This window comes from Klebsiella sp. OBRC7, from assembly GCF_000293135.1.
GTDB classification, from domain to species: Bacteria; Pseudomonadota; Gammaproteobacteria; order Enterobacterales; family Enterobacteriaceae; genus Klebsiella; species Klebsiella michiganensis.
Genome location: NZ_ALNJ01000028.1, coordinates 68,440 through 94,203, shown reverse-complemented (window position 1 = coordinate 94,203; position 25,764 = coordinate 68,440). Strand labels below are relative to the sequence as shown.

Genomic DNA, 25,764 nt, shown 5'->3' with positions numbered 1-25,764 from the left:
CTTTAACGATTCAGCTATTATTGGCTACGGCTATGATGAAGCCTTTAGAAACGACAGGACCGCCGGGCTTTAGTGGCCCAGGCGGCCCTGGTTGTAGCGGCTTTACCGTTTAAAAAAACGCAGCGGGGAGATTATCAAGCGCCGTAGAACGCTTTGGTATAGAGCCCTTTGACATCCTGAACGGACGGATAGTTAGGATTCGTTAATGTGCAGGGATCGTCAACGGCATGGTGACTCATTCTGTCGAGGACGTTCACAAAGGTGATTTCATTGATTTCAACTTCGCCGCACTGGCTTAGCGTTTTCGGCACGCCCAGACGTTGATTCAGCGCGTTGATCGCTTCAATCAGGTTTTTGATGCCTAACGCTGCTTCCAGCTGACGATATTTTTTGGTGAACTTCGCATTATATTGAATGATATAAGGCAGCATAATCGCGTTTGCCAGACCGTGGGTAATACCAAACTCGCCGCCAATCTTATGCGCCATTGAATGAACTAACCCCAGCGAGGCGTTGGTGAAGGCGATTCCCGCCAGCGCAGAAGCATTGTGCATATGCATGCGGGCATTTAAATCATCAGGTGAGCGCCAGGCGATTTCCAGATACGTGAACACCAACCGCATCGCTTCTACCGCATAGGGGTCAGTAAACGAGTTGGCCGCGGTGGACACATAGGCTTCAATAGCGTGGGTCAGAACGTCCATTCCGGTATGAACGGTAACGTGCGGCGGCATTTTTGCCGGAATGGTGGGGTCGAGAATGGCGATATCCGGTACCAGATCGGCAGCAACAATCGGGTATTTGATATGATTTTCCGTGTCGGTGATCACCGAAAATGCGGTGATCTCAGAGGCGCTGCCGCTGGTGGAAGGGATCGCCACAAATCGGGCTTTATTGCGTAGCGCCGGCATGGAACCGACCGGAAGAATATCCTCGAACTTCAGCTGCGGATGCTCGTAGAAACACCACATCACTTTTGCGGCATCAAGCGCGGAGCCGCCGCCAATCGCCACTATCCAGTCCGGTTCAAAAGCCTGCATCGCTTTTGCGCCGCGCCAGACGGTTTTAATGGACGGATTGGGTTCGACATTATCGATAATAATGCACTCCATACCCGCTTTATTAAGTTCGCTGACGGCTTTATCCAGAAAGCCAAAACGCTTCATGGAACTTCCGCCAGTGACTAACGCGGCTTTTTTGCCGCTCAGCGTGGAAAGATGTTCTAAAGCATTTTCGCCATAAATAATACTGCGAGGAATTGAGAAGGCCTGGGTCATAGGAAACTCCAATTTAATATTAAGGATTTTTTTAGTGTGCATTCGTCATTTACGATTCAGCGACACGTGCAAAGTAAAAAAATCGAATTAATGCTCCAGATATTGCCGAAGCAATATCTGGAGGGAGTTGACCGTCATACTTCGAGCGGCTGGTGCGTTGACTGCAACTTGAATTATTTGGGGTATTAGCGGCGTTTAAATCGTACCGTCCCAGGAGTCGACTTTTTCGCGTTTCGCTTCCTCTTCATCAAACCAGCGCGAGGTCACGCATTTTGATTCGGTGTAGAAACGGACGCCGTCTTTGCCCAGGCAGTGCAGGTCGCCGAAGAAGGACTGCTTATGGCCTGAGAACGGGAATACGCCGACCGGCACCGGAATACCGACGTTGATACCGACCATGCCGCCGTGGGTGCGTTTCTGGAATTCGCGGGCGTAGTAGCCGCTTTGGGTGAAAATAACCGAGCCGTTGGCAAACGGGTTATTGTTCATAAGTTGCAGACCTTCTTCGAAGGTTTTGACCCGCTTAAAGCACAGCACCGGCCCGAAAATTTCCTGCGTGCCGACGCTCATCTCTTCGGTTACGCGATCCAGGATGGTTGGCCCGACGTAGAAACCATTTTCCTGGCCCGGCACCTGAATAGCGCGACCATCGAGCACCAGCTTTGCCCCCTCCTCAATGCCTTTATTAATCCAGTTGATGACCGATTGCTTATGATCTTTAGAAATCACCGGACCCATATCGGTATCGCGCAGATAGCCGGGGCCGATTTTCAGCTGTTTGGCTTTCTCGACGACGGCGGCAATCAGCTTATCAGCGATCTCTTCCTGCACCACGACAACCGGCAGCGCCATGCAGCGTTCGCCCGCGCAGCCAAACGCGGCGTTGATAATCCCCGCTGCGGTACGGTTAATTGGCGCATCGGCCAGCACCAGGGCATGGTTTTTCGCTTCGCACAGCGCCTGAACGCGCTTGCCGTGAGCGGCGGCTTTGGAGTAAACGTGCAGGCCCACGGAGGTTGAGCCGACGAAGGAGACGCCGTTGACGTCCGGGTGGGTCAGCAAGATATCGGCTTCATTGCGTGAGCAGGTCACGACGTTAATCACCCCATCCGGCACCCCTGCTTCCTGATAGAGTTTGGTGATTTCCATACAGGTCATCGGCGTCATACTGGCCGCTTTAATCACCATGGTATTACCGGAGGCGACGCATAATGGCGCCATCCATCCCATCGGGATCATTGCCGGGAAGTTAAACGGCACAATACCGGCGAACACGCCAATTGGCTCACGATAAAGGTTGGTGTCGATCCCGGCAGAAGCGTCCATCAGGTTTTCACCGGCCATGAGAGTGGGAATCGAGCAGGCAAGCTCGGTACCTTCTTTCGCTTTTAATACATCGCCCTGGGCGTCGCCCCAGGCTTTACCGTTTTCTTTTGCCACCAGCTCGGTTAAGCGGTCCTGATGCTGGATTAATAATTCGCGAACGCGGAACATAATTTGCGAGCGTTTAATGGCCGGCGTATCTGACCACGCCGGAAAGGCTTTGCGCGCCGCGGCAACGGCATCCAGCACTTCTTGCTCGGTGCAGCAGGGGGCCTGAGCCATGACTTCCCCGGTACTTGGGTTATAGACGTCCATATAGCGTTCGGTCTGCGATACGCGCCATTGACCATCAACGAAATATTTCAGCCTTGGTACAGTAGTCATATTTTTCTCCATGATGATAGCTGTCGACTCTCTAAAATCTGGCTCCGGTCGGCGGTAAATAACTGACCGCCGGGTCAGCCCCTCTCGTGAAAAGTGAATTCCTGCTTTTTGCCGGACGATGGCCTCCGCTGGGCGATTCACCTGCGGCGGCGCGGATGATTTTGTCGACTTTCTCCTGAAGAAAGCCTGCAGACGCCAGGTTTTAATTAACAGAACTCACTGGCCAAAAATACGCGCACGCGCCATTTCGGTTCTTGCACTTTAATGAAATTTATTTTTCATTATTATGATGTATGAAATGTCAAAACCGTTTTGAGAGGTGGATCAAAGATAAGCAAACTGCTGATAAAGTCAGCGTCCTAAAGGCGGGGTTGTATTGTTTTGTTTAATGAATTTAAAATGTTGTGTCGATGGAGTTGGCGTTGATGGCGAGGGGAGATTGCCAGCCGGATTGGAATGGAACGGCTTTTTTGTGAAATAAAAGTTAAATATAAGCGCGAACTGGAATGAAAGTGAAAAATTAAAACCGATTTAAATGCAGGGGAAATTCGAATTGACCATTGTCCATGGCATTGCGTTCGAGGGAGTGGGTCGCCCGGATCGGGCAACAGCCGTAATCCGGGGAGTCATACAGAATTAGCCTTCGCTTTCGGCCAGTTCACGCAGGTACTGGAAGATAAGACGCGCGGACTTCGGCGGCTTGTTGCCTTCTTTCTCTTTTTTGGCGTTGCGGATCAGCGAACGCAGCTGCTGACGATCGGCATCAGGCCACAGGTTCAGCACTTCAGCCACGGCATCATCACCATTATCAATCAGACGATCGCGGATCTGTTCAAGCTTATGGAACAGCGCAACCTGCTGGTTGTGGCGGTTCTTCAGCTTGTCCAGCGCCTGACGAATTGGCTCGACGTCGCGGCTGCGCAGCATTTTACCAATCAGCTGCATCTGGCGGCGGCGGCCTTCTTTCTTGATACGCTGGGCGAGTTCAATCGCGTCGCGCAGGTCGGTATCCAGCGGGATTTTATCGAGCGCGTTTTTACCCAGCTCGACCATTTCCGCGCCAAGACGCTTCAGTTCTTCGGCGTCACGCTTAATTTCACTTTTACTGACCCAGATAATTTCATCGTCTTCATCTTCGACGTCATCACCAGGGACGTCGTCGAGCCAGTCTTCGGGCTGCTTTGTCATCTCAGGCTCCTTAAAAAAGAGACTAATGTTACCAGTTAAGGCGCGCACTGAAAAACGGTTCTCTGTTAGACTTCAGTTAACTCCTTCTTACATTATGGCATTAGCGATGAAAGTCATCTCTCAAGTTGCACAACAGCGTAAGACGCTGGAAGAGGCCGTGACCACGGCGCTGGAACTGGCGGCAGGCAAATCCGACGGCGCGGAAGTCTCCGTCAGTAAAACTACCGGTATCGGCGTGAGCACCCGCTACGGCGAAGTGGAGAACGTAGAATTCAACAGCGATGGTGCTCTCGGCATCACCGTTTATCACCAGAATCGCAAAGGCAGCGCGTCTTCGACCGATCTCAGCCCGCAGGCTATTGCCCGCACGGTGCAGGCGGCGCTGGATATCGCCCGCTATACCTCGCCGGACCCGTGCGCGGGCGTGGCGGATAAAGAACTGCTGGCTTTTGAAGCCCCGGATCTTGACCTGTTCCATCCGGCGGAAGTTTCCCCGGATGAAGCCATCGAGCTGGCCTCCCGCGCTGAACAGGCGGCGCTAAAAGCCGATAAACGCATCAGCAATACCGAAGGCGGCAGCTTTAACAGCCACTATGGCATTAAAGTGTTTGGCAACAGCCACGGCATGCTGCAGAGCTACTGCTCTACCCGCCACTCGCTCTCCAGCTGCGTGATTGCCGAAGAGAATGGCGATATGGAGCGCGATTACGCTTATACCATCGGACGGGCGATAGACGACCTGCAATCGCCGGAGTGGGTTGGCGAAGAGTGCGCCCGCCGCACCCTGTCGCGCCTGGCCCCGCGTAAGCTATCGACGATGAAAGCGCCGGTGATTTTCGCCAACGAAGTCGCTACCGGTCTGTTTGGCCATCTGGTCGGGGCGATCGCCGGCGGTTCGGTTTACCGTAAATCCACCTTCCTGCTTGATGCGCTGGGTAGCCAGATCCTGCCGGACTGGCTGACCATTGAAGAGCATCCGCACCTGCTGAAAGGTCTGGCTTCGACGCCTTTTGATAGCGAAGGCGTCCGTACGGAACGCCGGGATATCATTAAAGACGGCGTACTGACCCAGTGGCTGCTGACCAACTACTCGGCGCGTAAGCTGGGGCTGAAGAGCACCGGCCACGCGGGCGGTATTCACAACTGGCGGATCAACGGCTGCGGCCTGAGTTTTGCAAAGTTGCTTAAAGAGATGGGAACCGGCCTTGTCGTAACGGAACTGATGGGGCAGGGTGTAAGCGGCGTCACCGGCGACTACTCACGCGGCGCGTCCGGCTTCTGGGTAGAAAACGGCGAAATTCAGTATCCGGTCAGTGAGATAACCATTGCAGGAAATCTGAAAGATATGTGGCGTAATATCGTGACCATCGGCGACGATATCGAAACGCGCAGCAACATTCAGTGCGGTTCCGTGCTGCTGCCGGAGATGAAGATCGCCGGGCAATAACACTTGTGTGCTTAATAATAAAAAAGGAAGTGAGCAATGCGTAAAAAACTGTTAGCGATGCTGGCCGTATCGGCTTTTGCGCTTGGTTCGGCATCGGCTTTCGCCGATCTGGGCGAAGACATGGATACCCTTGCTGAGAACCTGCAAGTGGTGCAGAAAACTTCAGATGCCGGTGAGCTGAAAGCGGCGCTGAATAAGATGCGCACAGCGGCGGTTGACGCCCAGAAAGAGACGCCGCCGAAGCTGGAAGGTAAAGCGGCGGACAGCGCGGAAATGAAAGACTATCGTCACGGTTTCGATGTGCTGATCGGCCAGATCGACGGCGCGCTGAAGCTGGCTGATGAAGGCAAAGTTAAAGAAGCCCAGGCCGCAGCGGAAGAGTTTAAAACCACCCGCAATACATACCATAAGAAGTACCGTTAATTTCTCCTTGTGGGGAGGCGTCAGCCGATGCCTCCCACATTCTGTTAATTCAAAACTCCATCACCGTCACATTTTTCGCTTTTCCTGCATGCCAGTTTTCGCCACCGTGACACCGAGGATTTTGTGATGTTCATCACGAGAATTGGTTGAGGCGAATACATTCACAATAACTATGTGAAATAGATCACGCCTGCCTTCTTCCTTTCCACTTCGAAGTGGAAAACAACTCGCTACAAACTCTTTGCCCCCGGCATTAGTGTTATCCCCAGAGACATCAACGGGGTAATTCAAGTGAATAACGGAGCGGTAACACACGTCCCAGAGGAGCAGGCCACGCTAACCGAACAGCTGGCCGACAAGATGCTGCAGCAGGTTTTCGCACTATTAAGCCGCCGCAACATCGTCCCCAACGACGTTCAGGAGCAAATGCTGACTTCCCACGTTCGGGCGATGGCCCATCGGTCAATCAGCGGCGAGCCGCTGCCGGAAGTGGATGCCAGCCTGTTCGAAGAGATCTCAGAAGATTCAATGATGCTGGCCCGCGAAGTGGTCGCGCAGTTCGGCAATCTGCCAGATGAAGAAGCCTGGCTGCTGTCCGTCCACTTCGAAGTCGCGAAAGATAACCTGTAAGGAGCACACAAATGGAACAAATCACCGTTGTTATTGGCGATCGCCTGGGTAAAGGACAAAAAGTTGCCGCAGGTGCGGAAAAAGCCGGCGCTCGCGCCGTGGTCGTGCCGGGCGTTGCCGCGGATATGAAGCTGGGCGACATGATGAAGGCGGAAAACGCCACCTTCGGTATCTCTTTCTGCGGCAGCGGCGGCGCAGGGGCGATCACCGCGCAGAATAAGCACGGCTACAAGGCGAAATATGGCATGCGTTCCGTTGATGAAGGCGTCACCGCGATCAACGAAGGCTACAACGTACTGGGCTTCGGCTTTATGGATAAAGAAGAGCTGGGTGAACGCCTGGTTGAGGCCTGGAAGAAGAAGTACGGCGCGTGAGCATGAAAGAGCAATTCACCACCACGGTGAGCGTAACTGGCAAAGGTGAGAGTAAAACGCGCGCTTTTGCCGATGCCCTGAACCATGTCCAGGCGGCGGTGATGAAAACGTCGCCGCACATCTTACTGCGTATTGAACCACAGGACGTGGAGGTTATTCATGCGCGTGAAGCGGTACGGAAAGAGGCCTTTTTATTCTTCTTTTTGCGCCGTGAGCGACGAACCTACAGCGTGGAGCTGAAGGTCACCGTCACCGTGACCGCCATTAATCTCGATAAAGTGGATTTCGTCACGCAAACCTGATTTTCACCAAAGGGTCAGACTATGTTCCTGATAATTTTAATAAAATCGCTCATCATCGGCGGCCTGGTTGGCGTCGGCGTAGGCGCCGGAGCGGCGCGCATGTTTCATGCGCCCACCACGCAGGGGATGGGGGCGTTTCGTACCTTGGGCGAGCTGAATTCATGTGAAGGCGATCCGGCTTCCCACTTCTCATTTGGCCTGGGCTTCTTCTTCAACGCCTGGGCCTCTTCCGTCGCGGCAGGCTCCTTCACTCAGGACGTTGACCACCGCATTATCCCCAACTGGGGGGCGGCAGCGCTGATGATTAAAAACCGCAACGTCGGCGAGACGCTGCACGATCCGAAAAAGATGGCCATCGCCTGCGGCATCATCGGCATGATCGTGGTCGCTTTCCTCAACCTCACCGCCTCTTCTGTACCGGAAGCGCTGCAGGTGACGGCGGTTAAAGTGCTGGTTCCGGCGGCAAACCTGCTGGTGAATACGGTGATGCCGGTCATCTTCTGGCTGGCGGCGATTGATGCCGGTAAAAAATCGGGCTTCTGGGCGACGATTTTCGGCGGCGCGGCGCAGCTGATTATGGGTAACGCCGTTCCGGGCCTGGTGCTGGGCATCCTGATCGGGAAAGGCGTTGAAGAGAGCGGCTGGCACCGCGTCACCAAGGTGATGATGGTGGCGATCGTCGCGCTGTTCGTTCTGAGCGGCTTCTTCCGCGGTTTCGACATGAAGATGATTGAATCCTTCCATCTGACCGTGCCGAACTGGCTGGAACTGATCCACAACTCGCTCAGCGGTAAATAACAGGAGCCTCTCATGGAACAAAATAAAGGTTTTTGGTATGCCGACTGGTCGTTCCCGATCTTTGTTGGCCTGCTCTCCGCCGGCGTCTTTGCCGGGACGCATATGTACTACCTCTACGGCATCGGCGCGTTTAACGAAGTCGCCTTCGTGGCGATGCTGAAAGCGGGAATTGATACCGGGGCCTACGGCGCGGTAGCGGCGTTCGGCGCCAGCTTCCTGTTCGCGCGTATTATCGAAGGCTCGCTGGTGGGGATTCTGGATATCGGCGGGGCGATTCAGACCGGCGTCGGCTTAGGCGTTCCGGCGCTGCTGCTCGGCGCGGGCTTTGTTTTCCCGGTCGCCAACTTTGCCGCCTCGCTGGTCACCGGCCTGGTGCTGGGCCTCGCGATTGGCTACATCATCATCCTGGCGCGTAAATTTACCATCAACCAGAGCGATTCCACCTACGGTGCGGACGTCATGATGGGGGCCGGTAACGCCTCAGGCCGTTTCCTCGGACCGTTGATTATCCTCAGCGCCATGACCGCTTCTATTCCTATCGGCATCGGTTCCCTGGCGGGCGCGCTGCTGTTCTACATCTGGCAGAAGCCTATCACCGGCGGCGCGATCCTTGGCGCCATGCTTCTTGGGTCAATCTTCCCGGTGGCGATTAGTTAAGTCCTGCGGGCGCCTCGGCGCCTGCGTTAACAGGAGAGAGATATGTTTGATTTACTCCTGCGCCGTGCGCGCCTCGTCGACGATACCCTGACCGATATCGCCATCCGGGACGGTAAAATCGCGGCGCTTGGCGAGATTAGCGCGCCTGCGCGCAAAACCCTTGAGCTGGACGGCCGCTATTACGTCAGCGCAGGCTGGATTGACTCTCACGTTCACTGCTATCCGAACTCGCCGATTTACCATGATGAGCCGGACAGCGTGGGGGTTGCTACCGGCGTGACCACCGTGATTGACGCGGGCAGCACCGGCGCGGACGACGTGGATGATTTCTACCAGCTGACCCGCAAAGCCGCGACCGAAGTTTACGCCCTGCTTAACATCTCCCGCGTCGGGCTGATTGCCCAGAATGAACTGGCCAATATGGCGAATATCGACGCGGAGGCGGTGAAGCAGGCGGTCAACCGCTACCCGAACTTTATCGTCGGCCTGAAGGCGCGGATGAGCAGCAGCGTGGTGGGGGAAAACGGCATTACGCCGCTGGCGCGCGCAAAGGCGATGCAGCAGGAAAACGGCGGCCTGCCGCTGATGGTGCATATCGGCAACAATCCGCCAGACCTGGATGAGATCGCCGACCTGCTGACCTCCGGCAACATCATTACCCACTGCTACAACGGTAAACCCAATCGTATCCTGACGCCGTCCGGCGAGCTGAAAAGCTCGATTTCCCGCGCGCTACAGCGCGGCGTGCGCCTTGATATCGGCCACGGTACCGCCAGCTTCAGCTTCGAGGTGGCGCGGCGGGCGATTGCTATGGGCATTTTGCCGCACACCATCAGCTCCGATATTTACTGCCGCAACCGTATCGACGGCCCGGTGCGCTCGCTGGCGCTGGTGATGTCGAAATTCCTCGCCATTGGCATGTCGCTGCCGCAGGTCATTGACTGCGTGACCGCCAACGCCGCTGAAGGCCTGCGTCTTAGCCACAAAGGGCGGCTGGAAGTGGGTTACGACGCCGACCTGACGCTGTTTACCCTCGCGCAGACGCCAACGGTGCTGGTTGATGCGGAAAAAGAGAGCCTTCAGACCGATAAGATTCTGCTGCCGCTTGCCGCCGTTCGCGCGGGCAAGGGCTATCTGACCGAACAAGGGAGCGCGGAAAATGCCTTCGATTTTTGAGAAATATGATTTAAAACAGGTGATTAATACCTCCGGTCGTATGACCATTCTCGGCGTCTCCACGCCGCGGCCGGAAGTGGTGGACGCCGCGATGGCGGGGATGAACCAGTACTTCGAGATGAAAGATCTGGTCAATAAAACCGGCGCGTATATTGCGAAGCTGCTGGACGTGGAAGGGGCGACCGTCGTCTCCTGCGCCTCGGCGGGCATCGCCCAGTCGGTGGCGGCGGTGCTGGTAAAAGACAGCGACTGGCTGCTGGAAAACCTGCACGTGACGCCGATAGAAAACAACGAAATCGTGCTACCTAAGGGTCATAACGTCAATTTTGGCGCGCCGGTGGGCACCATGGTGGCGCTGGGCGGCGGTAGGCTGGTGGAAGCGGGCTACGCCAATGAATGTTCCGCCGGGCAGCTGGCGGCGGCCATTACCCCGCGCACCGCGGCCATTCTGTATATCAAATCCCACCACTGCGTGCAGAAAAGCATGCTCAACGTGGCGCAGGCGGCAGCGGTGGCGCAGCGCCATAATCTGCCGCTGATTGTCGACGCGGCGGCGGAGGAAGACCTCCAGGCCTACTATCGCGCCGGCGCGGATCTGGTGATTTATAGCGGCGCGAAGGCGATTGAAGGGCCGACCAGCGGGCTGGTGATTGGCAAAACCCAATACGTTGAGTGGGTTAAACGTCAGTCGAACGGCATTGGCCGGGCGATGAAAGTGGGCAAAGAGGGGATCCTCGGCCTGACCTGCGCCATTGAGCACTATCTGACGGCGCGCAAAGAGAGCGGTGAAGAGATGGTGGCGAAGATGACGCCGTTTATTCAGCAGCTCAATACGCTCGATGGCGTCACCGCGCGCGTGGTCTGGGACAGCGCCGGCCGCGATATCGCGCGGGCGGAGATTAAGTTTGATGAAGCGGTGACCGGCGTCAATACCGGCGATCTGGTCAATGCGCTGAAGCAGGGCGAATACGCCATCTACTTCCGTGGTTATAAAGCGAATGAAGGCATTATTGAAGCCGATGTCCGCAGCGTGAACGCGCAGCAGCTGGAGATTGTCTCCCGTCGCATCGCAGAAGTTTTGAACAAGGAGAAAAACGCATGAAACTGACCCCTAATTTTTATCGTGACCGCGTCTGCCTGAACGTGCTTGCGGGGAGCAAAGAGAACGCCAGCGAGATTTATGAGGCGGCGGAAGGTCATGTACTGGTGGGCGTGCTCTCCAAAAATTACCCGAACGTCGCCAGCGCGGTTGCCGATATGCGTGAATACGCGCAGCGGATTGATAACGCGCTTTCCGTGGGACTGGGCGCGGGCGACCCGAACCAGTCGGCGATGGTCAGCGAAATTTCGCGTCAGGTGCAGCCGCAGCACGTCAACCAGGTATTTACCGGCGTGGCGACCAGCCGCGCGCTGCTGGGGCAGAACGAAACCGTGGTTAACGGCCTGGTGTCGCCAACCGGTACGCCGGGAAGGGTGAAGATCTCCACCGGCCCGCTCAGCAGCGGCGCGCCGGACGGCATCGTACCGCTGGAAACCGCGATTGCGCTGCTGAAAGATATGGGCGGCAGTTCGATTAAATATTTCCCGATGGGCGGGCTGAAGCATCGTGACGAGTTTATTGCGGTGGCCGAGGCCTGCGCCCGTCATGATTTCTGGCTGGAGCCCACCGGCGGGATTGATCTGGAAAACTACGGCGAGATCCTGCAGATCGCGCTGGACGCAGGGGTAAGTAAAATTATCCCGCATATCTACAGTTCGATTATTGATAAAGCCAGCGGTCATACCCGTCCGGCGGACGTGCGTCAGCTGCTTTCGATCACCAAACAGTTAGTAAAATAGCGCCGATTGCCCCTCCCCCGGTCCTCTCCCCAACGGGGAGAGGGTTAGGGCGAAGGGAAACCGCCACCGAACCATCAAGGAGTCACCATGCCAACCGCTCGTCACCTGCTTGTTGCTTCACTCTCTCTGCTCGCCGCCGGCGCCGCTGCGCAAATCCAGTACGCCTGGGTCGGCACCTACAACCCGAATGGCGAAGGGCTGTATCGCTTTACCGTCGATAGCCAGACCGGGGCGCTGCGCGATAAAACGCTGGTCGGGACGCTGCCTGACCTGGCCCAGCTTACCGTCTCGGCGGATGGCAAAACCCTGTACGGCGCCAGTGAAGTGGAAAAGGGAGTGGTGCAGGCGTGGCGCATCGGCAGCAACGGTGAACTGAGCGAGCTGAATCAGGTCGCTTCCGGCGGCGCCGGGCCGGTTTATCTCTCCCTGACCCCCGATGGACGTCATCTGCTGGTGGCAAACTACGTCAGCGGCAGTATCGCCGTGCTGCCGGTGAAAGAAGATGGTAACCTGGGCGAGGCGGTGGACGTGCATCAGGATCAAGGGCCTGCGGGCGCGGAACGCCCGGCGGCAGCCGTCGAAGGCAGTTTTGCCATTAGCGATCATAACGGCCCCCACGCCCATATGATCGCCGCCGATCCCAGCGGTAAATTCGTTTACTCCACCGATCTCGGCCTGGACCGGATCTATCAGTACCGGCTGGATAGCGCCACAGGGAAGCTGACGCCGAACGATCCGCCATTTATCACGGCCTCATCTCCCGGCGCCGGACCGCGCCACTTTGTGTTTACGCCGCAGGGCGACGGACTATGGTTGATTAACGAAGAGGCGTCGACGCTCACTTTTTATCATCTCGATAAGCAAAGCGGCCTGCTGCGCGAGGGGAAAACGGTCTCGGCGCTGCCTGCAGAGTATAAGGGCACCAGCTTTGCCGCCGGCCTGGTCCTGAGCCGCGATGGCAAGCAGCTGTACGTCGCTAACCGACTGCATAACAGTATCGCCCACTTTACGGTGCTGGCTGACGGCAGCCTGAGCCACCAGGACGATATCTGGACCCGCGGTGACTATCCGCGCACGCTGACGCTGGACAGTCAGGGGCAGTGGCTGTACGTCATGAACCAGCGTAGCGACAACATCACCCGTTTTCGCGTCGCGCCGAAGGATGGCAGGCTGACGTTCTCTCCGGACTACACCCCGGTCGGCAGCCCGTCGCAGATGGTGATATCCGCTCAACCCTGAGCCGTAAGAAAAAGGAACTGACATGCGATTTCCCCATCAACGTTTAGCGCAGCTGTTTACTCTGTTGCAAAACGAAACGCTGCCGCAGGAGGAGCTGGCGCAGCGGCTGTCGGTTTCTACTCGCACGGTACGCGCGGATATCACCGCGCTGAACGCGCTGCTGCTGCACTACGGCGCGCAGTTTATCCTCACCCGCGGCAGCGGCTATCAGCTGGTGATTCACGATCCGACGCGCTATCAGACGCTGGAAGAGAGCGCGCCGAAAGCGCAGCACATCCCGCGAACCGCGGCGGATCGCATCCACTTTTTGCTGGTGCGCTTTTTAACTTCCGCGTTTTCTATCAAGCTTGAGGATCTGGCCGATGCGTGGTTCGTCAGCCGCGCTACCTTACAGGGCGATATGGTTGACGTACGCGAGCGTTTTCAGCGTTATCAGCTCACCCTCGAGACCCGGCCGCGCCACGGCATGAAGCTGTTCGGCAGCGAGGTCTCCATTCGCGCCTGCCTGACCGATCTGCTGTGGGAGCTGAGCCAGCCGGGGCCGCTGAACCCGCTTATTGGCGAAGAGGCGTTTGACGCCAGCGTACCGACGCTGCTGGCCGGCGTGCTGCAGGAGACGTTAACCCGCCATCACGTGCGGCTGACGGACGCGGGGGAGCGCTTTATCTGCCTGTACGGCGCGGTTGCCGTGCGCCGCGTGAGCGAAGGGTATCCGCTGGCCGATTTTAGCGCCGAGGATGTGGCGCAAAACGTACGCGACGCCGCACGCGAGCTGGCAAACACGATGCAGCAGCTGGCGGGCAAACTGCTTGCTCCGGCGGAAGAGGAGTGGCTGTGCGTCCACCTTGCCGCCCGCCAGGTGCAGGACGTCGATCCGGGCACCATCAGCGCCGACGACGACGAAGCGCTGGTGAACTACATCCTGCGCTATATCAATCAGCAATATAACTACAATCTGCTGGACGATGCCCAGCTGCGTGCGGATTTATTGACCCATATTAAGACCATGATCACCCGCGTGCGCTACCAGATAATGATCCCCAACCCGCTTCTGGAAAATATCAAACAGCACTACCCCATGGCGTGGGACATGACCCTGGCGGCGGTATCGAGCTGGGGGAAATATACTCCCTACGCCATCAGCGAAAACGAGATCGGCTTTCTGGTGCTGCATATCGGCGTCGGGCTGGAGCGCCATTACAATATCGGCTATCAGCGTCAGCCGCAGGTGCTGCTGGTCTGCGATACCAGCAACGCGATGGTGCGGATGATTGAAGCCATTCTTCAGCGTAAGTATCCGCAGCTGGAAATTGCCGCCACCCTTTCGCAACGCGAATATGAACAGCGGGAAGAGATCGCGGAAGATTTTGTTATTTCCACCGTGCGCATCAGCGAGAAAGAGAAGCCGGTGGTCACCATTGCGCCGTTTCCTACCGACTACCAGCTCGACCAAATCGGCAAGCTGGTGCTGGTGGACCGCACGCGTCCCTGGATGCTGAATAAGTATTTTGATGAAGCCCACTTCCAGGTGATAGATACCCCGATGGATCAGCAGGCGCTGTTTGCCACGCTGTGCCAGCAGCTGCAGCAGGAGGGGTTTGTCGGAGCGGAGTTTCATGGGTCGGTGGTGGAGCGTGAGGCTATCGTCAGCACCATGCTTGGCGACGGGATCGCGCTGCCTCACGCCCTCGGCCTGCTGGCGAAAAAGACCGTGGTCTATACGGTGATCGCCCCGCACGGTATCGCCTGGGGCGATGAAACCGCGCATATCATCTTCTTGCTCGCCATCAGTAAAAGCGAGTATGAAGAGGCGATGGCGATCTACGATATTTTCGTCACCTTCCTGCGCGAACGCGCTATGACCCGCCTTGCCGCCACCCGCAGTTTTGCTGAGTTTAAAACGGTGGCCATGGAGTGCGTCAGCCGGTTTTGAGATGCGCAGCCAGAGTTAGAGCCGCGCGCGCTTCGGGATATCGACGGGTATATCAGGTTCGGGATGAGGTGGTGATGGTTTATGTTATTGCTGTGGGAAAACGAGAGAAATTAGCCGTCTATCGGAACGTCCATAAACGGCTGTAGCGGGAGGCTATCTCAGGTGATGTACAACCTGGTTGCTGCTGCCGCGCCAGATTAGCGCCGGGTCTTTTAAGTCCTGCACAAATTTGCCATCAACCAGCACGTTGATGAGATCCACCACCTGCATCTGCGCGGCGTTAAGTTCGGAAAGCCTGTAGCCGGTCCACACCCAGATATCTTTGCCGGGGCACTCGGCGCGAACGCGCTGCACCAGCTTAAGGATCTCCGGGACGTTCTGCGGGTGCAGCGGGTCGCCGCCGGAAAGCGTGATCCCCTGGCGCTTAACGCGGGTATCGTTGAGGTCAGCAATGATGCGATCGGCCATCTCGGCGGTGAACGGCATGCCGGAGTTTAGCCGCCAGGTGCTCTTGTTATAGCAGCCGGGGCACTCGTGAACGCAGCCGGAAACGAACAGGGTGCAGCGGGTGCCCGGACCGTTAACAATATCTACCGGGTAGTACTGATGGTAATTCATTGTTTCCTCTTCTCATTTGACGCTGTAGCGGCGTTGGCTGCGCTCGTGCGCCCAGGTCACTTACTACAGTAAGCTCCCCGGGACTTGCTCGCTTGCCGCCTTGCTACAACGCCAACTGATTTGAGGAAACCCATATAGTGGCGGTAGCCCGGATAAGGCGCTTTGCGCCGCGATCCGGGAACGGCTCGAGTGGCCGGCCGGTCCCCTCTCCCGGCAGGGGAGAGGATTAGGGGAGGGGCTAAACCACCCGGAATTAACCGATCTGCCCGTTGCCCAGGTGCTTAACCCGGCGCTTCACTTCTTCCTGCTTGCCGGCGTTGAACGGACGGGCGTCCGGGCTCCCGAGATAGCCGCACACGCGGCGGGTTACCGACACGCGGGAGGCATCGTGGTTACCGCATTTCGGGCAGGTGAAGCCTTTGCTGGTGCATTCGAACTCACCGGTAAAGCCGCACTCGTAGCATTCGTCGATCGGCGTATTGGTCCCGTAATAGGGCACGTGCTGATAGCTGTAATCCCACACGTCTTCCAGCGCTCTCAGGTTGTGCTGAATATTCGGGTACTCGCCATAGCAAATAAAGCCCCCGTTAGCCAGCGGCGGGTAAGGCGCTTCAAAATCGATTTTATCGTACGGGTTTACCTTCTTCTCTACGTCAAGGTGGAAGCTGTTGGTGTAATACCCTTTATCGGTTACGCCTTCGATCACGCCGAACTCAGCGGTATCCAGACGGCAGAAGCGGTCGCAGAGGTTTTCGCTCGGCGTGCTGTACAGGCTAAAGCCGTAGCCCGTCTCGTCTTTCCACTGGTCTACCGCTTCGCGCAGGCGCTGAACGATGGCGACGCCTTTCTCACGCAGCGCTTCGCTATCGTACATATGCTTGTTGCCGAACAGCGCGTTGATGGTTTCATGAATGCCGATATAGCCCAGCGAAATCGACGCGCGGCCGTTTTTGAAAATCTCAGAGACGTCGTCGTCCGCTTTCAGACGCACGCCGCAGGCCCCTTCCATATACAGAATCGGCGCCACGCGAGCCTTCACCCCTTCCAGGCGGGCGATGCGGGTCATTAGCGCTTTACGCGCCAGCTGCAGGCGTTCGTCGAGCAGTTTCCAGAACTCGGTTTCGTCGCCCTTCGCTTCCAGCGCGATGCGCGGCAGGTTGAGGCTGATAACGCCGAGGTTATTGCGGCCATCGTGCACCTGTTCGCCGTCCTCGTTTTCCCACACGCCGAGGAAGCTGCGGCATCCCATCGGCGTTTTGAACGAGCCGGTCACCTTCACCACCTGATCGTAGTTGAGGATGTCCGGGTACATACGCTTGCTCGCGCACTCCAGCGCCAGCTGTTTAATGTCGTAGTTCGCATCGCCGAACTTGTGGTTCAGGCCGTCGCGAATGGCGAAGACCAGCTTCGGGAATACCGCCGTTTTACGGTTTTTACCGAGTCCCGCAATGCGGTTGCGCAGAATGGACTGCTGAATCAGACGCGATTCCCAACTGGTGCCCAGGCCGAAACCGAAGGTCACGAACGGCGTTTGACCGTTGGCGGTATGCAGGGTGTTCACTTCATATTCCAGCGACTGGAAGGCGTCGTAGCACTCTTTCTCGGTGCGGGAACGGGCGTAGCCTTCCGCATCTGGGATGTGCCACTCTTCGGCAATTTTACGGTGCTTATTGAAGCTTTCGGTAACAAACGGCGCCAGTACTTCATCGATGCGGTTGATGGTCGTACCGCCATAAATATGGCTGGCGACCTGAGCGATAATCTGCGCCGTCACCGCGGTAGCGGTAGAGATCGACTTCGGCGGCTCAATCTCGGCGTTGCCCATTTTAAATCCCTGGGTCAGCATGCCTTTAAGATCGATCAGCATGCAGTTGAACATCGGGAAGAACGGGGAGTAGTCGAGATCGTGATAGTGGATCACGCCGCGCTCGTGGGCCATGACCACGTCATGCGGCAGCAGGTGCTGGCGCGCGTAGTGCTTGGCGACGATGCCCGCCAGCAGATCGCGCTGGGTAGGGATGACTTTACTGTCTTTGTTGGCGTTCTCGTTGAGTAACGCCGAGTTGGTCTGCTCAACCAGGCCGCGAATTTCCTGGTTCAGACGACCGCGCTTTTCACGTTGGCTATCGCGGTCGTGGCGATATTCAATGTAGGCGCGCGCCAGTTGCTTGTAGGGACCGGACATCAGCTGGTTCTCAACGGCGGTCTGGATCTCGCTGATATCCACCTGGGCGCGGCCCTGCATTTGCTGGCTAACGACTTCTGCGACGGTGGCGCAATAGTCTGCGTCATCGACTCCCGCTGCTTTAGCTGCACGTAGAATTGCTTCATTAATGCGCTCTGACTTGAACGGCACTTTACAGCCATCGCGTTTCATCACATGCGGTGTCATGATCACTCCATAATTTTTTACAGAACAGGTTATCCACAGAGGCGGAAGGTCAACCGAAGTCCCGGTGCGCTGTAGCTGCCGCCGTTTCCCTCCGATCCCGGCCCTTTTTATCCACATCCCATCACCGCCTGAGTACGATGGGTGTGGTGACATAATAGACTATTAATACAATATGTGGGGCCGGGACGCATTTTAAGTTCTATATGTAGTGCTTTGCATCAAAGATGTTTGCAATTTTATTGATGCAGAACAAAGTAAAAAGAGGAGAGCAGGAATGATGGGCGCTTGCGCTTAATGTAAATTTATCCGCTTATAAAATAAGCAAAAATGGGGCCTGAACGCAGGAAATTCAGGCCCGAAAGGAATAACGTCAGGCGAGCAGCGCGTCGTTAAGCAGGTCAACCAGCAGCAGCAGGGCGTAACGTGCGGCCTGCGCATTCTCAGGCAGGGGCAGCAGCGCGGAGGCCATATTGCTCAACGCGTGGTTGGCGGGGGTGAGGGCGAAAATTGTCGCTTCCTGTACCCGGGCCAGCAGGGTCGCGCCCTGCAAAATCGCGTCGGCCTCGCCGGTTGCCAGCACCAGCAGGAGATGATCGTCGCTGAGGGTACTGGCGATCATCCGCATCAGGGCGCTGTCCTGGCAGAGATTCATCACGATCCCGATGGAGAGCAGCTGGTGCTGAAGCAGCGTCGCCAGCGCGACATCCTGCGCGCCGAGGGCGAAACAGTGCACGGCGCGGGCATTTTGCAGGCGCGTGCGCAGCTTTTGCAGCGTTGATTCGGGCGTGCTGACCAGCTGCTGCTCCAGATGTGCGCTAATCAGGCTTAACTTGTCGCGCCACGCGGCCGGCAGCGCGGCGCTCTCCTCGTTTAGCCAGCTGGTGCGACGTTCGCAGGCCTGCGCCAGCTGCTTGCGCAAATCACGAATATCCTCGCAGCCGACGGAGCGGGCAAAGCGGGTAATTGTGGCTGCGCTCACGCCAGCGCGCACCGCCAGTTCATCAATCGAAGCGCTGGCGGTAAAACTTAAATTCTGCAGAATAAATGCCGCGACTCTTGATTCCTGAGCGCTAAAGCGAGTCATGCCTTCCTGTAACTGTCCTACGATATCCATGCTTTCAGCCTCTTTCTCCGCCACCGCCTGATTGAAAATATTTTTCAAGTAATGATGGCTTTTTATACCACGCAATCACGCACAATGCCTGAGATTATTGCCACTTTCGCTTTTATGCCGGAGTAAAGAGGTGAAAAATAACGCTCCGATCACGTACGTGAAAAAAATTTTCATATAGCCTTCACCCATACCGGCACCTCGTCTTATAGTCGATGGTGTCTGTTTAGCGCTCGCTTACGCCAAATCCATTGGGAGGAATTATGCCACGTATCGTCCTGTGCTGCGCCGCCGGAATGTCCACCAGCATGCTGGTTAACAAAATGAAGGCCGAGGCGCAGCAGCGCGCGCTGGGGCTGGAGATTTACGCCGTACCCGTCGCCGAGTTTGAGCGCGAGTTGCCCAATGCCGACGTGATCTTACTGGGGCCTCAGGTGAAGTATGAAGCGGCCCGATTGACGGCGCTTGCTGCACCGCACGGGAAAGCCGTGGCGGTGATCGACATGGCGGATTACGGCATGATGCGCGGGGCCGCCGTCCTCGATAAAGCGCTCGCTCTGCTGAACCCCTAACCCTTACCCATCAACGCGTTCATTTCGCAATGCCGCTGCGGCCTTGCGCGGGGATCTGTACGCCAAAAATGAGGCCACTATGCAAACATTGAAAATTGCCGTCATCGGCGGCGGCAGCAGCTATACGCCGGAACTTATCGAAGGCATTATCCTTCGCCATCAGCAGATTCCGGTCACGGAACTGGCGCTGGTGGATGTCGAAGCCGGGCGCGAGAAAGTGGCGATTATCGCCGCGCTGACCCAGCGTATGCTAAAGCGCCATGGCCTTGAACAGGTGAAGGTCAGCGTGCATTTCGGCCTCGATGAGGCCATTCGCGGCGCTCAATTCGTGCTGACCCAGCTGCGGGTTGGGCAGCTGGCGGCGCGGGCGGCGGATGAGCGGTTGGGGCTGAAGTACCATCTGCTGGGTCAGGAAACCACCGGCGTCGGCGGCTTTGCCAAAGCGCTGCGCACTATTCCGGTGATTTTACAGGTTGCCCGCAAGGTGGAAGCGCTGGCGCCCGACGCCTTTATCCTTAATTTTACCAATCCGGCAGGGATCGTGACGGAGGCGGTGAGCCGCTACAGCAGCGCGAAAATCATCGGCCTGTGCAACGTGCCCATCAATATGCAGCACATGATTGCCGGAATGCTGGACGCAAAAGAAGAGGAGGTCCGGCTGAGCTTCGCCGGGCTGAATCATATGGTCTGGGTACACAAGGTGATGCAGGGGCGGGAAGAGGTGACCAGTAAGGTCATCGACATGCTGTGTGACGGTCAATCGCTCTCGATGAACAATATTCAATCGCTGCCGTGGCCGGCGGAGTTTCTGCGGGCCCTGAAGGCAATCCCCTGTCCCTATCATCGCTATTTCTGGCTGACGCCGGCGATGCTGGCGGAAGAGATTGAGGCGGCCAAAACCAAAGGCACCCGCGCGGAACAGGTGATGAAGGTGGAACAGGAGCTGTTTGATATCTATGCCCGGCCCGAGCTGGATGAAAAGCCCGAACAGCTGAGCTTCCGCGGCGGGGCGTACTACTCCGAAGTGGCGGTGGAGCTGATTAACGCCATCTACAACAATCTTGGCAAAGAGATGGTCGTCAACACCCGCAACAACGGCGCTATTAAAGGGTTCGATGATGATGCGGTGGTGGAAATTAACAGCATTATTGACGCGCAGGGCGCACGGCCGCTGGCCTTTGGCGCGCTGCCGCCGATCATGAACGGACTGACGCAACAGGTGAAAGCCTTCGAGCGCTTGACGATTGAGGCCGCGGTCCACGGCTGCCGGGATAGCGCGCTGCTGGCGCTGGTCAGTAACCCGCTGGTCGGGAATGTGACCGATGCCCGGGCGCTGCTTGATGAGGTGTTAACCATCAACCGCCCCTGGTTAACGCAGTTTAACTAAACTTTTCCGCCTTTGGGGATACCACTATGTCTCGTACTTCATTTATTGAACGCTATGTCATGCCCGCCGCGCTGAAAATCGGCGGTCAGAAGCATGTCCTGTCGGTACGTGACGGCATTATTCTCAATATGCCGTTTATGCTGATTGGTTCGTTTTTCCTGATATTCGCCTACCTGCCGATTCCCGGCTACGGTGAGATGATGACCAGCGTGTTTGGCGATGCCTGGCGCGATAAGATGCTGTACCCGGTCAAAGCGACCTATGACATCATGGCGCTGCTCTCCGCGTTCGGCATTGCCTACCGGCTGGCGGAAAAATATCGCACCCTGGACCCGCTCAGCGCCGGGGCGATGTCGCTGGTGGCATTTGTGATGACGATCCCCCAGGTGACGCTCTTTACGCCGGCAGACGGTTCGGCAGCGCAGCTTGTCAAAGGCGTGCTGCCGGTGGGGATGATTGGCAGCCAGGGACTGTTTGTGGCGATTGTGATTTCGCTGCTTTCCACGGAGATCTACCGCCTGGTGGCCAGCCGTAATCTGGTGATCCGCATGCCGGAGGGCGTACCGCCCGCGGTGGCGAAATCTTTTCTCGCCCTGATCCCCGGTTTCTGCGTGCTGGCCGTGGTGCTGGTGCTGCGCCTGATCGTTGAAGCTTCGCCGTTCGGCGATATCAATAGCATGATTACCACCCTTATCGGTATTCCCATGTCGCACGTCGGCGGTTCGCTGCCGGGCATGATTATCTCGGTGATCCTGATTGGTATCCTGTGGACCCTGGGGCTGCACGGCGACACCATTGTGCTGGTGTTTATTCGCCCGGTCTGGCTGTCGAATATGTCGGAAAACCTGGAAGCGTTTCAGAATGGGCTGCCGATCCCGCATATCATCACCCAGCAGTTTTATGACCTGTGGATTGCGCCCGGCGGTACCGGGGCGCTGCTGGGGCTGGTGATTTTTATGCTGCTGCGCAGCCGTAGCCAGCAGATGAAACAGCTGGGGAAAATTGCCGCGCCGGGAGCGCTGTTCAACATCAGCGAGCCGATGGTTTTCGGCATTCCGCTGGTGATGAACCCGTACTTCTTCCTGCCGTTTATTTTGACGCCGGTCCTGCTGGTGATTGTCTCGTATACCGCGATGGCCACCGGGCTGGTGATGAAGCCAGCGGGGATTGCGCTGCCGTTTACCACGCCTATTTTTATGAGCGGCTATCTGGCGACGGGAGGGCACGTTTCCGGCGCGGTGCTGCAGGTGGTGAACCTGGCGATCTCGCTGGTGATCTACTATCCGTTCTTCCGGGCATGGGATCGCCTGAAGGCGAAAGAAGAGCAGGCGTCAGCGCAGCCGGAAGCCAGCGTGACGTTGTCTGCGGCCGATCGTATTTAAAGCGTATTCCCGGAGGCGGCGCTTGACGCGCCTGTCCGGGCTACTGGCCCGCAGAAGATGGTGAACCTGTAGCCCGGGTAAGCGCAGCGCGACCCGGGACTCTCAGCGCAAGCCGGGTAGGGGATCACTCCTGCAGCCACCATACCGCTTCAAACGGACGCAGGGTCATATTTGCAGGACGGTTTGCCGCTTCCGCGTAGTTGCTCATTAACCGCTGCCACTCGCCGGCCACAGCCTCCGGCTGCCAGCGCTGAAACTCGCGGCTCAGGTTCGCCACGACCACCAGGGTTTGCCCCTGCCACTGGCGGCGATAGCACCACAGCGACGGATGTTCCGGCAGCAGATCCTGATAGTCGCCCCAGGTCAGCACCGGCGTGCTCTTGCGCAGCGTAATCAGCTGCTGATAGGCATAAAACACCGATTCCGGGTCCGCCAGCGCCGCCTCGGCGTTAATCTCGCGATAGTTATCGCACAGCGCAATCCACGGCTCGCCTGCGCTAAAACCGCCGTTATCAGCGCTGTTCCACTGCATTGGCGTGCGGCTGTTATCGCGCGATTTACTGGCCAGAATCGCCAGAAGTTCATCCGGATCCTGACCCTGCGCCGCGCGTTCGATAAACATGTTGTGGCTCTCAACGTCGCGATAATCGGTAATGCGCGTAAAGTGTGGATTCGTCATGCCGATCTCTTCGCCCTGATAGATATAGGGCGTGCCCTGCATACCGTGAAGCACCATCGCCAGCATTTTCGCCGCCGGGACGCGGTACTCTCCCTCGTCGCCGAAGCGGGAGACGATGCGCGGCTGGTCGTGGTTACACCAGAACAGCGCGTTCCACGCGCGATTGTGCATCCCCTGCTGCCAGTGCCTGAACAGCGATTTCAAGGCCACAAAATCCGGGCGCGCCAGCGCCCACTTCTCGCCGCCGGGGTAGTCCACCTTCAGATGGTGGAAGTTAAAGGTCATCGACAGTTCGCCGCCGTCGAGCGCCGCGTACTTCTGGCAATGCTCAAGCGTGGTGGAGGACATTTCGCCGACCGTCATCAGGTTGCGCGGGGTAAAGACATCGCGGCTCATCTCCTGCAAAAATTCGTGCGCTCGCGGACCGTCGGTATAGAAGCGCCGGCCGTCGCCCGCGGTATCGGACGGAAAGGTCTGGTCTTTGGAGATCAAATTGACCACATCGAGGCGCAGGCCGTCGACGCCGCGATCGGCCCAGAACTCGCACACTTTTTTCAGCTCCGCGCGCACCGCCGGGTTTTCCCAGTTCAGATCCGCCTGCTCAACCGCGAACAGATGCAGATAGTACTGCTCGCTTTCGGCGTGCCACTGCCAGGCGTTGCCGCCAAACTTTGATTGCCAGTTGTTCGGCGGCGTGGTGGGTTCGCCGTCGCGCCAGATATAGAACTGGCGATACGGGCTCTCTTTGTTGAGCGCTTCGCGGAACCAGGCGTGCTCGGTCGATGTGTGGTTCAGCACCATATCCAGCACGATACGAATTTCTCGCGCTTTCGCCTGGGCCACCAGCTCGTCGAAATCGTCGAGCGTGCCGTAGGCGGGATCGATAGCGGTATAGTTGGCGACGTCGTAGCCGTTATCCACCTGCGGCGAGACGTAGAACGGCGTCAGCCAGATAGCGTCAACGCCGAGCTTTTGCAGATAGTCGAGGCGGGAGGTCACGCCGCGCAAATCGCCGGTGCCGGTCCCGGTGGTGTCCTGGAAACTCTTCGGATAGATTTGATAAATAACGCCGTTTTGCCACCAGAGGGGAAGGGTATTCATATTGCGTTCCTGCTACAAAAAAGGGGGCGACAGCGCGCCCCGAAAATAAGTCGTCAGACAATCTGTAAGGTGCCCTGGCGGAATTTGCGCTGGTAAACAACCGTTGTCAGGACAATCGGCACGACCACGGCGATAGCCATCGCCAGCGCGTAAACCTGCCAGTAGGTTGGCTGAATGGAGAGGATACCCGGCAGGCCGCCGACGCCGATGCCGTTGGCCATCACGCCGTTCAGTCCGCACAGCAGCCCGGCAAGACCGGAGCCGACCATCGCGCAGAGCATCGGGAAGCGGTACTTCAGGTTGATGCCGTACATGGCCGGTTCCGTCACGCCGAGGTAGGCGGAAATGGCGGCCGGAACGGAGATTTCGCGTTCGTTCTGTTTACGGCTGGCGATGATGATTCCCACCACCGCCGACGCCTGGGCGATGTTGGACAGCGCGATCAGCGGCCAGACCGGCGTACCGCCCATGTTTTGAATCATCTGCATATCGATGGCGAGCGTGGTCTGATGGACCCCGGTAATCACCAGCGGCGCGTACAGGAAGCCGAACAGCGCGGCGCCAATCGGCGCGAAGCTGCCGGTTAACAGATGACGCACGGCCCAGGCCACGCCGTCGCCAATCATGCGGCCAACCGGGCCGATAAAGGCGTGGGCGAGAAAGACCGCCAGGATCAGCGAACAGACCGGGACGATCACCAGATAGAGGTAGTCAGGCACGATGCGTTTCAGCCGCGTTTCAATAAAGCCGAGCGCCAGCCCCGCCATCAAGGCCGGGATCACCTGCGCCTGGTAGCCGACTTTCTCAATGGTGAACAGGCCGAAGTTCCATACTTCCGGCACCTGCTGGCCCAGCAGGTAGGCGTTCATCAGCTGCGGAGAGACCAGCGTGACGCCCAGCACGATGCCGAGGATCGGCGTGCCGCCCATTTTCTTGACCGCGGACCAGCAGATACCCACCGGCAGGTAGAAGAAGATCGCCTCGCCAATCAGCCACAGGAAGTCATAAAGGGTTTTCAGCGACGGATGCATCTGCGCCAGCGTCTGGCCGTTGCTCATCGGCAGATCGCCAATCACGTTGCGGAAGCCTAAGATCAGGCCGCCGCTGATCAGCGCAGGCAGCAGCGGGAAGAAGATCTCCGCGAAGTGTGAAATGAGCTGTTCATGCCATTTCATATTCTGCCGCGCGGCTTTTTTGGCCTGCTCTTTATCGGCGCTGGCCTGGCCGGTGGTCGCCAGCAGCGCGTTATAGTAGTCGCCAACCTCGGTACCGATCACCACCTGGAACTGCCCGGCGTTGGTAAAGCAGCCCTTCACCATGCGGAGCTGCTCAATATCTTTCGGTTTGGCAATGGCTGGATTATTCAGCACAAAGCGCAGACGGGTAATACAGTGGCTGACGGTGGCGATATTGTCGCGCCCGCCCACCAGTTCGATAAGTTTATCGATGTCCTGCTGATTCACTTTACTCATGATGAGGCCTCATGACCGAGGGGAGAGGTTGCATTTAACTTGAGACGGATCCTACTCGTT

At 57.3% G+C, this 25,764-nt stretch carries 23 protein-coding genes and 1 pseudogene; 16 read left to right on the top strand and 8 right to left on the bottom strand.

The features are described 5' to 3' along the window. Positions 1-134: 134 nt before the first annotated feature. The 3 genes from HMPREF1144_RS07655 to yjgA all read right to left on the bottom strand — a co-directional run bounded on the left by HMPREF1144_RS07655 (position 135) and on the right by yjgA (position 4,172). Entirely contained in the window at positions 135-1,277 is a 1,143-nt protein-coding gene (locus HMPREF1144_RS07655) for an iron-containing alcohol dehydrogenase (RefSeq protein ID WP_009652336.1), read from the bottom strand. A 195-nt stretch (positions 1,278-1,472) separates the two neighbouring features. After that, positions 1,473-2,984: a CoA-acylating methylmalonate-semialdehyde dehydrogenase gene (locus HMPREF1144_RS07650; RefSeq protein WP_004098061.1), complete on the bottom strand. Its 1,512-nt coding sequence runs from the start codon at positions 2,982-2,984 to the stop codon at positions 1,473-1,475. 636 nt (positions 2,985-3,620) lie between these two features. Further along, positions 3,621-4,172 carry a ribosome biogenesis factor YjgA gene (gene yjgA, locus HMPREF1144_RS07645; RefSeq protein ID WP_004098062.1) on the bottom strand — a complete coding sequence of 184 codons (552 nt, stop codon included), beginning with the start codon at positions 4,170-4,172 and terminating at the stop codon, positions 3,621-3,623. A 94-nt stretch (positions 4,173-4,266) separates the two neighbouring features. On the opposite strand from yjgA, the gene pmbA reads away from it, so the two are divergent. The 13 genes and pseudogenes from pmbA to HMPREF1144_RS33520 all read left to right on the top strand — a co-directional run. Continuing rightward, positions 4,267-5,619 carry a metalloprotease PmbA gene (pmbA, locus tag HMPREF1144_RS07640; protein WP_042927218.1) on the top strand — a complete coding sequence of 451 codons (1,353 nt, stop codon included), beginning with the start codon at positions 4,267-4,269 and terminating at the stop codon, positions 5,617-5,619. Positions 5,620-5,655: 36 nt separating this feature from the next. Beyond that, positions 5,656-6,042, top strand: coding sequence for a cytochrome b562 (gene cybC / locus HMPREF1144_RS07635; protein WP_009652340.1), 387 nt, complete (start codon positions 5,656-5,658; stop codon positions 6,040-6,042). A gap of 291 nt (positions 6,043-6,333) precedes the next feature. Beyond that, positions 6,334-6,672 carry a PRD domain-containing protein gene (locus tag HMPREF1144_RS07630; protein ID WP_004098070.1) on the top strand — a complete coding sequence of 113 codons (339 nt, stop codon included), beginning with the start codon at positions 6,334-6,336 and terminating at the stop codon, positions 6,670-6,672. Between the two features lie 11 nt (positions 6,673-6,683). Then, a complete protein-coding gene (locus tag HMPREF1144_RS07625; RefSeq protein ID WP_004098072.1) occupies positions 6,684-7,046 on the top strand; it encodes an SFCGS family glycine-rich protein in 363 nt (120 codons plus the stop codon). A 2-nt stretch (positions 7,047-7,048) separates the two neighbouring features. Beyond that, positions 7,049-7,348: a DUF4312 family protein gene (locus HMPREF1144_RS07620; RefSeq protein WP_042927216.1), complete on the top strand. Its 300-nt coding sequence runs from the start codon at positions 7,049-7,051 to the stop codon at positions 7,346-7,348. Between the two features lie 21 nt (positions 7,349-7,369). Continuing rightward, positions 7,370-8,146, top strand: coding sequence for a DUF4311 domain-containing protein (locus tag HMPREF1144_RS07615; protein ID WP_004098075.1), 777 nt, complete (start codon positions 7,370-7,372; stop codon positions 8,144-8,146). Positions 8,147-8,158: 12 nt separating this feature from the next. Further along, positions 8,159-8,803 carry a DUF4310 family protein gene (locus tag HMPREF1144_RS07610; protein ID WP_004098076.1) on the top strand — a complete coding sequence of 215 codons (645 nt, stop codon included), beginning with the start codon at positions 8,159-8,161 and terminating at the stop codon, positions 8,801-8,803. Between the two features lie 42 nt (positions 8,804-8,845). Continuing rightward, a complete protein-coding gene (locus HMPREF1144_RS07605; RefSeq protein WP_009652309.1) occupies positions 8,846-9,979 on the top strand; it encodes an amidohydrolase/deacetylase family metallohydrolase in 1,134 nt (377 codons plus the stop codon). Continuing rightward, a complete protein-coding gene (locus HMPREF1144_RS07600) occupies positions 9,963-11,081 on the top strand; it encodes a DgaE family pyridoxal phosphate-dependent ammonia lyase (protein ID WP_009652314.1) in 1,119 nt (372 codons plus the stop codon). The genes HMPREF1144_RS07605 and HMPREF1144_RS07600 overlap by 17 nt, the downstream gene beginning before the upstream one ends. Beyond that, positions 11,078-11,818: a 2-dehydro-3-deoxy-phosphogluconate aldolase gene (gene dagF / locus HMPREF1144_RS07595; protein ID WP_009652358.1), complete on the top strand. Its 741-nt coding sequence runs from the start codon at positions 11,078-11,080 to the stop codon at positions 11,816-11,818. Before HMPREF1144_RS07600 ends, dagF begins: the two co-directional genes overlap by 4 nt. Before the next feature lie 87 nt (positions 11,819-11,905). After that, positions 11,906-13,057, top strand: coding sequence for a lactonase family protein (locus tag HMPREF1144_RS07590; protein WP_009652295.1), 1,152 nt, complete (start codon positions 11,906-11,908; stop codon positions 13,055-13,057). A 22-nt stretch (positions 13,058-13,079) separates the two neighbouring features. Then, positions 13,080-14,990 carry a BglG family transcription antiterminator gene (locus HMPREF1144_RS07585; RefSeq protein ID WP_004098085.1) on the top strand — a complete coding sequence of 637 codons (1,911 nt, stop codon included), beginning with the start codon at positions 13,080-13,082 and terminating at the stop codon, positions 14,988-14,990. 26 nt (positions 14,991-15,016) lie between these two features. Then, positions 15,017-15,136, top strand: a pseudogene (locus tag HMPREF1144_RS33520) (type II toxin-antitoxin system mRNA interferase toxin, RelE/StbE family); the annotation flags it as partial. Between the two features lie 7 nt (positions 15,137-15,143). Here the strand turns inward: HMPREF1144_RS33520 and nrdG are convergent. The 3 genes from nrdG to HMPREF1144_RS07570 form a co-directional block, all read right to left on the bottom strand. Then, on the bottom strand, positions 15,144-15,608 hold the full coding sequence (nrdG, locus tag HMPREF1144_RS07580; protein WP_004098087.1) for an anaerobic ribonucleoside-triphosphate reductase-activating protein: 465 nt from the start codon (positions 15,606-15,608) through the stop codon (positions 15,144-15,146). Between the two features lie 253 nt (positions 15,609-15,861). Beyond that, positions 15,862-18,000 (bottom strand): anaerobic ribonucleoside-triphosphate reductase, encoded by a 2,139-nt coding sequence (nrdD, locus tag HMPREF1144_RS07575; protein ID WP_004098089.1) that lies wholly within the window; start codon positions 17,998-18,000, stop codon positions 15,862-15,864. A 370-nt stretch (positions 18,001-18,370) separates the two neighbouring features. Next, the gene (locus HMPREF1144_RS07570) at positions 18,371-19,114 is read right to left on the bottom strand and encodes a MurR/RpiR family transcriptional regulator (RefSeq protein WP_042927234.1); all 744 of its coding nucleotides are present in this window, start codon (positions 19,112-19,114) and stop codon (positions 18,371-18,373) included. Between the two features lie 260 nt (positions 19,115-19,374). On the opposite strand from HMPREF1144_RS07570, the gene HMPREF1144_RS07565 reads away from it, so the two are divergent. The 3 genes from HMPREF1144_RS07565 to celB all read left to right on the top strand — a co-directional run bounded on the left by HMPREF1144_RS07565 (position 19,375) and on the right by celB (position 22,452). Further along, positions 19,375-19,683, top strand: coding sequence for a PTS sugar transporter subunit IIB (locus HMPREF1144_RS07565; RefSeq protein ID WP_004098095.1), 309 nt, complete (start codon positions 19,375-19,377; stop codon positions 19,681-19,683). A gap of 79 nt (positions 19,684-19,762) precedes the next feature. Next, entirely contained in the window at positions 19,763-21,070 is a 1,308-nt protein-coding gene (locus tag HMPREF1144_RS07560) for a 6-phospho-beta-glucosidase (protein WP_009652335.1), read from the top strand. 26 nt (positions 21,071-21,096) lie between these two features. Continuing rightward, on the top strand, positions 21,097-22,452 hold the full coding sequence (gene celB / locus HMPREF1144_RS07555; RefSeq protein ID WP_004098100.1) for a PTS cellobiose transporter subunit IIC: 1,356 nt from the start codon (positions 21,097-21,099) through the stop codon (positions 22,450-22,452). Positions 22,453-22,576: 124 nt separating this feature from the next. On the opposite strand, the gene treC is transcribed toward celB, so the two are convergent. Together treC and treB are read right to left on the bottom strand one after the other, a co-directional pair. Continuing rightward, on the bottom strand, positions 22,577-24,232 hold the full coding sequence (gene treC / locus HMPREF1144_RS07550) for an alpha,alpha-phosphotrehalase (RefSeq protein WP_009652350.1): 1,656 nt from the start codon (positions 24,230-24,232) through the stop codon (positions 22,577-22,579). Between the two features lie 53 nt (positions 24,233-24,285). After that, a complete protein-coding gene (gene treB / locus HMPREF1144_RS07545; protein ID WP_004098104.1) occupies positions 24,286-25,704 on the bottom strand; it encodes a PTS trehalose transporter subunit IIBC in 1,419 nt (472 codons plus the stop codon). Positions 25,705-25,764: the final 60 nt, after the last annotated feature.

Bases quoted from the DNA above. Each gene is read 5' to 3' on its own strand.
- HMPREF1144_RS07600 (WP_009652314.1), top strand. From the start codon at position 9,963: ATGCCTTCGATTTTTGAGAAATATGATTTAAAACAGGTGATTAATACC.
- HMPREF1144_RS07650 (WP_004098061.1), bottom strand. From the start codon at position 2,984: ATGACTACTGTACCAAGGCTGAAATATTTCGTTGATGGTCAATGGCGC.
- cybC (WP_009652340.1), top strand. From the start codon at position 5,656: ATGCGTAAAAAACTGTTAGCGATGCTGGCCGTATCGGCTTTTGCGCTT.
- HMPREF1144_RS07590 (WP_009652295.1), top strand. From the start codon at position 11,906: ATGCCAACCGCTCGTCACCTGCTTGTTGCTTCACTCTCTCTGCTCGCC.
- HMPREF1144_RS07560 (WP_009652335.1), top strand. From the start codon at position 19,763: ATGCAAACATTGAAAATTGCCGTCATCGGCGGCGGCAGCAGCTATACG.
- treC (WP_009652350.1), bottom strand. From the start codon at position 24,232: ATGAATACCCTTCCCCTCTGGTGGCAAAACGGCGTTATTTATCAAATC.
- nrdD (WP_004098089.1), bottom strand. From the start codon at position 18,000: ATGACACCGCATGTGATGAAACGCGATGGCTGTAAAGTGCCGTTCAAG.
- dagF (WP_009652358.1), top strand. From the start codon at position 11,078: ATGAAACTGACCCCTAATTTTTATCGTGACCGCGTCTGCCTGAACGTG.
- HMPREF1144_RS07615 (WP_004098075.1), top strand. From the start codon at position 7,370: ATGTTCCTGATAATTTTAATAAAATCGCTCATCATCGGCGGCCTGGTT.
- treB (WP_004098104.1), bottom strand. From the start codon at position 25,704: ATGAGTAAAGTGAATCAGCAGGACATCGATAAACTTATCGAACTGGTG.
- yjgA (WP_004098062.1), bottom strand. From the start codon at position 4,172: ATGACAAAGCAGCCCGAAGACTGGCTCGACGACGTCCCTGGTGATGAC.
- HMPREF1144_RS07605 (WP_009652309.1), top strand. From the start codon at position 8,846: ATGTTTGATTTACTCCTGCGCCGTGCGCGCCTCGTCGACGATACCCTG.
- pmbA (WP_042927218.1), top strand. From the start codon at position 4,267: ATGGCATTAGCGATGAAAGTCATCTCTCAAGTTGCACAACAGCGTAAG.
- HMPREF1144_RS07570 (WP_042927234.1), bottom strand. From the start codon at position 19,114: ATGGATATCGTAGGACAGTTACAGGAAGGCATGACTCGCTTTAGCGCT.
- celB (WP_004098100.1), top strand. From the start codon at position 21,097: ATGTCTCGTACTTCATTTATTGAACGCTATGTCATGCCCGCCGCGCTG.
- HMPREF1144_RS07655 (WP_009652336.1), bottom strand. From the start codon at position 1,277: ATGACCCAGGCCTTCTCAATTCCTCGCAGTATTATTTATGGCGAAAAT.
- HMPREF1144_RS07565 (WP_004098095.1), top strand. From the start codon at position 19,375: ATGCCACGTATCGTCCTGTGCTGCGCCGCCGGAATGTCCACCAGCATG.
- HMPREF1144_RS07620 (WP_042927216.1), top strand. From the start codon at position 7,049: ATGAAAGAGCAATTCACCACCACGGTGAGCGTAACTGGCAAAGGTGAG.
- HMPREF1144_RS07585 (WP_004098085.1), top strand. From the start codon at position 13,080: ATGCGATTTCCCCATCAACGTTTAGCGCAGCTGTTTACTCTGTTGCAA.
- nrdG (WP_004098087.1), bottom strand. From the start codon at position 15,608: ATGAATTACCATCAGTACTACCCGGTAGATATTGTTAACGGTCCGGGC.
- HMPREF1144_RS07625 (WP_004098072.1), top strand. From the start codon at position 6,684: ATGGAACAAATCACCGTTGTTATTGGCGATCGCCTGGGTAAAGGACAA.
- HMPREF1144_RS07610 (WP_004098076.1), top strand. From the start codon at position 8,159: ATGGAACAAAATAAAGGTTTTTGGTATGCCGACTGGTCGTTCCCGATC.